This is a genomic window from Ramlibacter sp., from assembly GCF_035706265.1.
Lineage (GTDB): Bacteria > Pseudomonadota > Gammaproteobacteria > Burkholderiales > Burkholderiaceae_C > Ramlibacter.
On record NZ_DASSVG010000081.1, the window covers coordinates 1 to 6,063 of the forward strand.

At 69.1% G+C, this 6,063-nt stretch carries 6 protein-coding genes; 2 read left to right on the plus strand and 4 right to left on the minus strand.

What is annotated here, in order from left to right; all coding sequences use genetic code 11:
- Positions 1–717: biotin/lipoyl-containing protein (locus VFM98_RS03070; RefSeq protein WP_325108430.1), on the plus strand; the 717-nt coding region annotated here is incomplete at its 5' end.
- Positions 714–1,202: a thioesterase family protein gene (locus tag VFM98_RS03075; protein WP_325108431.1), complete on the plus strand. Its 489-nt coding sequence runs from the start codon at positions 714–716 to the stop codon at positions 1,200–1,202. The genes VFM98_RS03070 and VFM98_RS03075, both read left to right, overlap by 4 nt.
- Before the next feature lie 5 nt (positions 1,203–1,207).
- On the opposite strand, the gene VFM98_RS03080 is transcribed toward VFM98_RS03075, so the two are convergent.
- The 4 genes from VFM98_RS03080 to VFM98_RS03095 all read right to left on the minus strand — a co-directional run.
- Positions 1,208–2,293, minus strand: coding sequence for an AI-2E family transporter (locus tag VFM98_RS03080; RefSeq protein WP_325108432.1), 1,086 nt, complete (start codon positions 2,291–2,293; stop codon positions 1,208–1,210).
- A 67-nt stretch (positions 2,294–2,360) separates the two neighbouring features.
- Positions 2,361–3,521, minus strand: coding sequence for an ABC transporter substrate-binding protein (locus VFM98_RS03085; RefSeq protein WP_325108433.1), 1,161 nt, complete (start codon positions 3,519–3,521; stop codon positions 2,361–2,363).
- Positions 3,522–3,533: 12 nt separating this feature from the next.
- The gene (locus tag VFM98_RS03090; protein WP_325108434.1) at positions 3,534–5,390 is read right to left on the minus strand and encodes a long-chain fatty acid--CoA ligase; all 1,857 of its coding nucleotides are present in this window, start codon (positions 5,388–5,390) and stop codon (positions 3,534–3,536) included.
- Between the two features lie 4 nt (positions 5,391–5,394).
- A partial coding sequence (locus VFM98_RS03095; RefSeq protein ID WP_325108435.1) for an ABC transporter ATP-binding protein occupies positions 5,395–6,063 on the minus strand: 669 nt, incomplete at its 5' end.

The window sequence follows — 6,063 nt, forward strand, 5'->3', positions numbered from 1 at the left end:
GGCAACCTGATCGCCCACGCGCCCACCCGCGAGCAGGCCGTCGCGCGGCTGCTCGCCGGGCTCGAGGCGCTCAAGCTGCTGGGCCTGCCCACCAACCGGCGGCTGCTGGCGGCCTGCCTGCGCCACTCCGAGTTCGCGGCCGGCCAGGCCCACGTCGATTTCCTGCCCCGGCACGGCGACGCGCTGCGGCGCGAACTGGCGGCGCAGGAGACCGGCATTGCGCCCGATGCGGCGCGGGCCGTGTTGCTGCCCTCGGGCCCGGCGACCGAGCTGCCTTCGCCCTTCCCGCGACCGTGGCGCGTGCGGCATCGCGGCGCCTTGCTGGACCTGCCGGTGTGCGAAGCGCGCGGCGTGGACGCGCCGCCGGTGCAGGCCGCGCCGGTGGCCCCGGGCCGCTGGCACGTGCAGGCCGGCGCCGTGGACCTGTTCCTGGAAGACGCCTCCTACGATCCGCCCGCCGGCACCGGCGGGACTGCGGCCTCCGACGAACTGCGGGTGCCTTTCAACGGCAAGGTGATCGCGGTGCATGCGCAGCCGGGCGCCGCCGTGCGCAAGGGCCAGACCCTGGTGGTGGTGGAGTCGATGAAGCTCGAACACGCGCTCGGCGCAACGCGCGACGGCACGGTGCACAGCCTGCACGTGCAGCCGGGCCAGCAGGTGGCCGCCGCGCAGCTGCTGGTGACCCTGGCCGCGGCTGCGCGACAATCCACGGCATGACCCGCCAACCGCCCGCCGTGCCCACCCTGGAATTCGAACAGGAGTTCATCACCGGCCTGCGCGCGATCTTCGAGGAGAAGATCGTGTTCAACCGCGTGCTGGGGCTGCAGATTGTCACCATGCTGCCCGACCGGGTGACCGGCCGCATCGCCATGAAGCCGGAGCTGGTGGGCCACTACCTTTTCAACCGCGTGCATGGCGGCGTGATCAGCGCCGGCCTCGACGCCATGGGCGGTCTCGCGGTGATGGCGGCCGTCGGCGCGCGCCACATGGAGGAAGCGCCGGCGCAGCGCCTGCAACGCTTCGGCAAGCTGGGCACCATCGACCTGCGGATCGACTACCTGCGGCCCGCCATCGGCGAGCACTTCGTGCTGCAGGCAGAGGTGCTGCGGCTTGGCTCGCGCGTGGGCAGCACGCGCATGGAGTTCCTGGCGCAGGACGGCAAGCTGCTCGCCAGCGGCGCCGGCGCCTACATCATCTCCTGAGCGCCTCAGGTCGGCGGGATGTGCGCCTGCTGGCGCGCCGAGGCCAGCATCTCCCAGCTCACGAGGAAGATGGCGGCGATCACCGGGCCGATCACGAAGCCGTTGAGGCCGAACACCACGATGCCGCCCAGGGTGGCCACCAGCACCAGGTAGTCGGGCATGCGCGTGTCCTTGCCCACCAGGATGGGCCGCAGCACGTTGTCCACCAGGCCGATCGCGAGCGCGCCCCACAGCGTGAGGCCGATGCCCTTCACGAGCGCGCCGGTGAAGAAGAAGTAGAGCGCCACCGGCCCCCACACCATGGCCGCGCCCACCGCCGGCAGCAGCGACAGCAGCGCCATCACCGCGCCCCACAGCATGGCCCCGGTGAGCCCGAGCACCCAGAAGGCGACGCCGCCCAGCGTCCCCTGCACCAGCGCCACCACGATGTTGCCCTTGACCGTGGCCCGCACCACGGTGGCGAACTGCGTCAGCAGGCGGCGCGTGTGCTGCGGGTGCAGCGGGATCGCGCGGGCGATCGACTGCGACAGCTGCTCGCCGTCGCGGAACAGGAAGAACAGCATGTACAGCATGACGAAGAAGGCGACGATGAAGTCCAGCGTCACCTGGCCGATGCCCACCACGCGGCTGGTGAGCACCTGGCCGCTGGAGCTGAGCGCGGCCAGCAGCTTGCGCTGCAGCAGGCCGAGATCCGTCATCCCGAAGCGCTCGAGCATCGAGCGCGCCCACTCGGGCAGCACGGCGATCGCGCGCTCGAAGTAGGTGCCCAGCTGGATCTGGCCCGAGCGCATCTTCTCCACCAGCACCGAGGCCTCCGAGGTGATGGAGGCGATCACCATCGCCATCGGCAGGATCACGATCAGCAGGATCACGGTGAGCGAGGCGAGCGCCGCCATGTTCTTGCGCCCGTGGCTGCCTTCGAGGAAGCGCTGGTGCATGGGCCAGAACACGATGGCGATGAAGACCGCCCAGCAGATCGCGCCGAAGAAGGGCCACAGGATGAGCGCGAACAGCAGCGAGGCCGCCAGCACCAGCAGCAGCAGCGACTTGAATTCGAATTGCGGATTCTTCAGCGGGTTCGGCGCGGCCATCCTGTCGAGCGTAGCAACAAAAAAGCCGCCCCGGGGGGCGGCTCGTGTCCGGCCGGCGACCCGCCCGTCAGGGCCGCACGTAGTCGGACACCACCTTCCAGCGCCCGTCCTGGATCTGCGACAGCCGCGAGAGCTCGTTGCCGAGCCGCTTGGTGGCGGTGTAGCTGGAGACCGGGCTGCCGAAGATGTCCGGCTCGAAGGTCATGCCGTCCATGGCCTTGATGAAGCTGTCGGTGGTGAGGTTGGGGCCGGCCTTCTGCGCCGCCTTGGCGAACTGGTCGATGATGATGTAGCCGTAGACCGAGAACACGGTCGGGTCCTCGTTGAAGCGCGTCTTGTACTTGGTGGCCCAGAAGCGGATCGGCTGCGAGGCCTCGTCCAGGTAGGGCTGCTGCACCGTCATGGTGGCGTAGAGGCCGTCCATGGCCTTGCCGCCCAGCTTGTGGATCAGGTCGGTGTAGGCGGCGCTGGAGCCGAGGAAGACGGGGTTGTAGCCGGTCTTGCGCGCCTCGCCGATGGCGCCGATGGTCTCGCGGATGATGGTGCCCAGCACCACCAGCTCGCAGCCGGAGGACTTGAGCTTCGCCACCTGGGAGGAGAAATCGGTGGCGCCGCGCTTGTACGTCGTCTTCTCCACCACCTGCTGGCCGATGGCCTTGAGGCCTGCCTCGGCGCCGCGCTCCACCTCGAGACCGAAGTCGTCGTCCTGGTAGAGGGTGCAGACCTTCTTCGCGTTCTTCTCCTTCACCAGCTTGGGAAGCGCCGTGCGGATCTGGTCGTAGTAGGTGGCCGCGAAGGAGTACTTCAGGCGGTGGAGCGGCTCGTACATCTCGCGCGCGGCGGTGATCGGCATGAAGTTGACGATGTTCTTCTCGAACTGCACCGGCATCGCCGCCATGTTCTGCGCCGTGCCGATGTGGCCGGCGATCAGGAACACCTTGTCCTGGTTCACCAGCTTCTGCGCGGCCAGCACCGCCTTCTTCGGGTCGTAGGCCGAGTCCTCCACCGCGAGCTTCAACCGGCGGCCGGCGATGCCGCCCTGCTCGTTGATCTCGTCCACCCGCAGCTGCATGCCCATGCGGGCCTGCTTCCCGAAGGCGGCAATGGGGCCGGACAGGTCCTGGATCGTGCCGATCAGGATCTCGTTCTTCGAGACGCCCTGCTGCTGCGCGAGGGCGGCGGTGCAGGCGAGGGCGGCCGCGAGGGCCAGTGCGGACTTCGGCTTCATGGCTCGTCTCCTTCAGGCGTACATGGCTTCGATCTGCTCGGCGTACTTCTCGTGCACCAGCTTGCGCTTGAGCTTCATCGTCGGCGTGAGTTCCTCGTCCTCGGCCGACAGCTGCGTCTCGAGCAGGAAGAAGCGCTTGACCTGCTCCACCCGCGCGAAGCGGCGGTTGACGCGGTCGATCTCGGACTGGATCAGCGCCTGCACCTCGGGCGCGCGGGTGAGGCTCGCGTAGTTGGAGAAGGGCACGTCGTGGTCCTGCGCGTACTTCTCCACGTTCTCCTGGTCGATCATCACGATGGCAGTGAGATAGGGGCGGCGGTCGCCGATCACCACGGCATCCGTGATGTAGGGCGAGAACTTCAGCTCGTTCTCGAACTCGCTGGGCGTGACGTTTTTTCCGCCCGCGGTGATGATGATGTCCTTCATGCGATCGGTGATGCGGAAGAAGCCCTCCGCGTCCACCGTGCCGACGTCGCCGGTGCGCAGCCAGCCGTCGGCCGTGAAGCTCTCGGCCGTCTTGGCCGGCTGGTTCAGGTAACCGAGGAATACGTTGGGGCCCTTGACCTGCAGCTCGCCGGTGGCGGCATCGATGCGCACATCGTTGTAGCGCGCGGCCGGGCCGATGGAACCCGGCTTGATGCGCGTGGGCGGCATGCCGGTGGCGGCGCCGCAGGTCTCCGTCATGCCCCACACTTCCAGCATCGGTACGCCCAGCGCGAGATACCAGCGCACCAGCTCGGGCGAAATCGGCGCCGCGCCCGTCACGAGGAAGCGGGCGCGGTCGATGCCGATCGCCTTGCGCACGTTGGCCAGCACCAGCGCGTCGGCGGCGGCGAACTGCAGCTTCAGCCAGGGCCCGACGCGTTCGCCCGCGAGCACCTTCTGCGCGACGCGCGTGCCGACGCCGATCGCCCAGCCCGAGGCGGCCTGCTGCACGCGGCCGGCTTCCTTCAGCGCGATCGTCACGCCGGAATAGAACTTCTCCCACACGCGCGGAACGGCCGTCATCACGGTGGGCTGGATCTCGCGCACGTTCTCCGGCACCGTCTCCGGGTTCTCGACGAAATTGAGCCGGGCGCCCGTGTAGAGCGAGAAGTACTCGCCGCCCATGCGCTCGGCGATGTGGCACAGGGGCAGGAAGCACATGCACTCGTCGGCCGGCGTGCGCGCGATCAGCGTGTTGTAGCCGCGCACGGTGTAGACCAGGCCCCGGTGCGAATGCATGGCGCCCTTGGGCCGGCCGGTGGTGCCGGAGGTGTAGACCAGGATGGCCAGGTCGTCGGGCTGCACGGCGCGCGCCCGGTCTTCCACCGCCGCGGGGTGGCGCGCGAGGTAGTCGCGGCCCAGGTGGCGCAACTCGTCGAGGCTGATCACCAGCGGATCGTGCAGGTCGCGCAGGCCCTCCATGTCGAACACCACGATGCGGCGCAGGCGCGGCAGGCGATCGCGCACCTCCAGTGCCTTGTCCAGCTGCTCGTCGTCTTCCACGAACAGGATGGCGGTGGCGGAATCCTCGCAGAGGTAGTGCACCTGGGCGGGCGCGTCGGTGGGGTAGATGCCGTTGGCCACGCCACCGCAGGAGAGCACGGCCAGGTCCGCCAGCACCCATTCGACGACCGTGTTGGAGAGGATGGACGCGGTGTCGTGCGGCTGGAAGCCGAGCGCGATCAGGCCGCCGGCGATCTCGCGCACCGCCTCGCCGGTGCGCGCCCACGTCCAGGCGCGCCAGAGGCCCAGGTCCTTCTGCCGCATCCACACCTCGGGCCCGCGCTGCGCGACGGCGTTCCAGAACAGGGCGGGAATCGTCTCGCCCGCGAGCACGCTGTGCGTGACGGGCTGGATCGCGGAGAGGTTCCAGGGCTTCTTCATCGCGTCACCGCCAGGTCTTGCGTCGCTTCCATCGCCGTTCCCCGCGCACCCCGGCCTCCTTGAGGCCGAGGTAGAACTCCCGGATGTCCTCCTTCTCGCGCAGGCGGGTGCAGGTGTCTTCCATCACGATGCGGCCGTTCTCCAGCACGTAGCCGTAGTCCGCGGTGGCGAGCGCCATGTTGGCGTTCTGTTCCACCAGCAGGATGGCGGTGCCGCGCTCCCGGTTGATGCGCACCACGATCTCGAAGATCTCGCGCGTGAGCTTGGGCGACAGGCCCAGGCTCGGCTCGTCCAGCAGCATCAGGTGCGGCGCGGCCATCAGGGCGCGCGCGATCGCGAGCATCTGCTGCTGGCCGCCGGAGAGCAGGCCGGCCTCCTGCGACGCGCGCTCGCGCAGCACGGGAAAGTAGCCGTGGACCAGCTCGAGGTCGCGGGCGACGTCATCGCGGTCCCTGCGCGTGTAGGCGCCCATCAAGAGGTTCTCGCGCACCGTGAGCAGCGGGAACACCTCGCGCCCCTCGGGTACGTGGCACAGGCCCTCCTGCACGATCGAGGCGGGATCGTGCGCCGTGATGTCCTCGCCCTTGTAGACGACGCTGCCCTTGCGCGGATCGAGAATGCCGGAGATGGTCCGGAGGATGGTGGTCTTGCCGGCCCCGTTGGCACCGAGCAC

What these genes read in the sequence shown, in the direction of transcription:
- VFM98_RS03075 (WP_325108431.1), top strand. Translation starts at nt 714, where the DNA reads ATGACCCGCCAACCGCCCGCCGTGCCCACCCTGGAATTCGAACAGGAG.
- VFM98_RS03080 (WP_325108432.1), bottom strand. Translation starts at nt 2,293, where the DNA reads ATGGCCGCGCCGAACCCGCTGAAGAATCCGCAATTCGAATTCAAGTCG.
- VFM98_RS03085 (WP_325108433.1), bottom strand. Translation starts at nt 3,521, where the DNA reads ATGAAGCCGAAGTCCGCACTGGCCCTCGCGGCCGCCCTCGCCTGCACC.
- VFM98_RS03090 (WP_325108434.1), bottom strand. Translation starts at nt 5,390, where the DNA reads ATGAAGAAGCCCTGGAACCTCTCCGCGATCCAGCCCGTCACGCACAGC.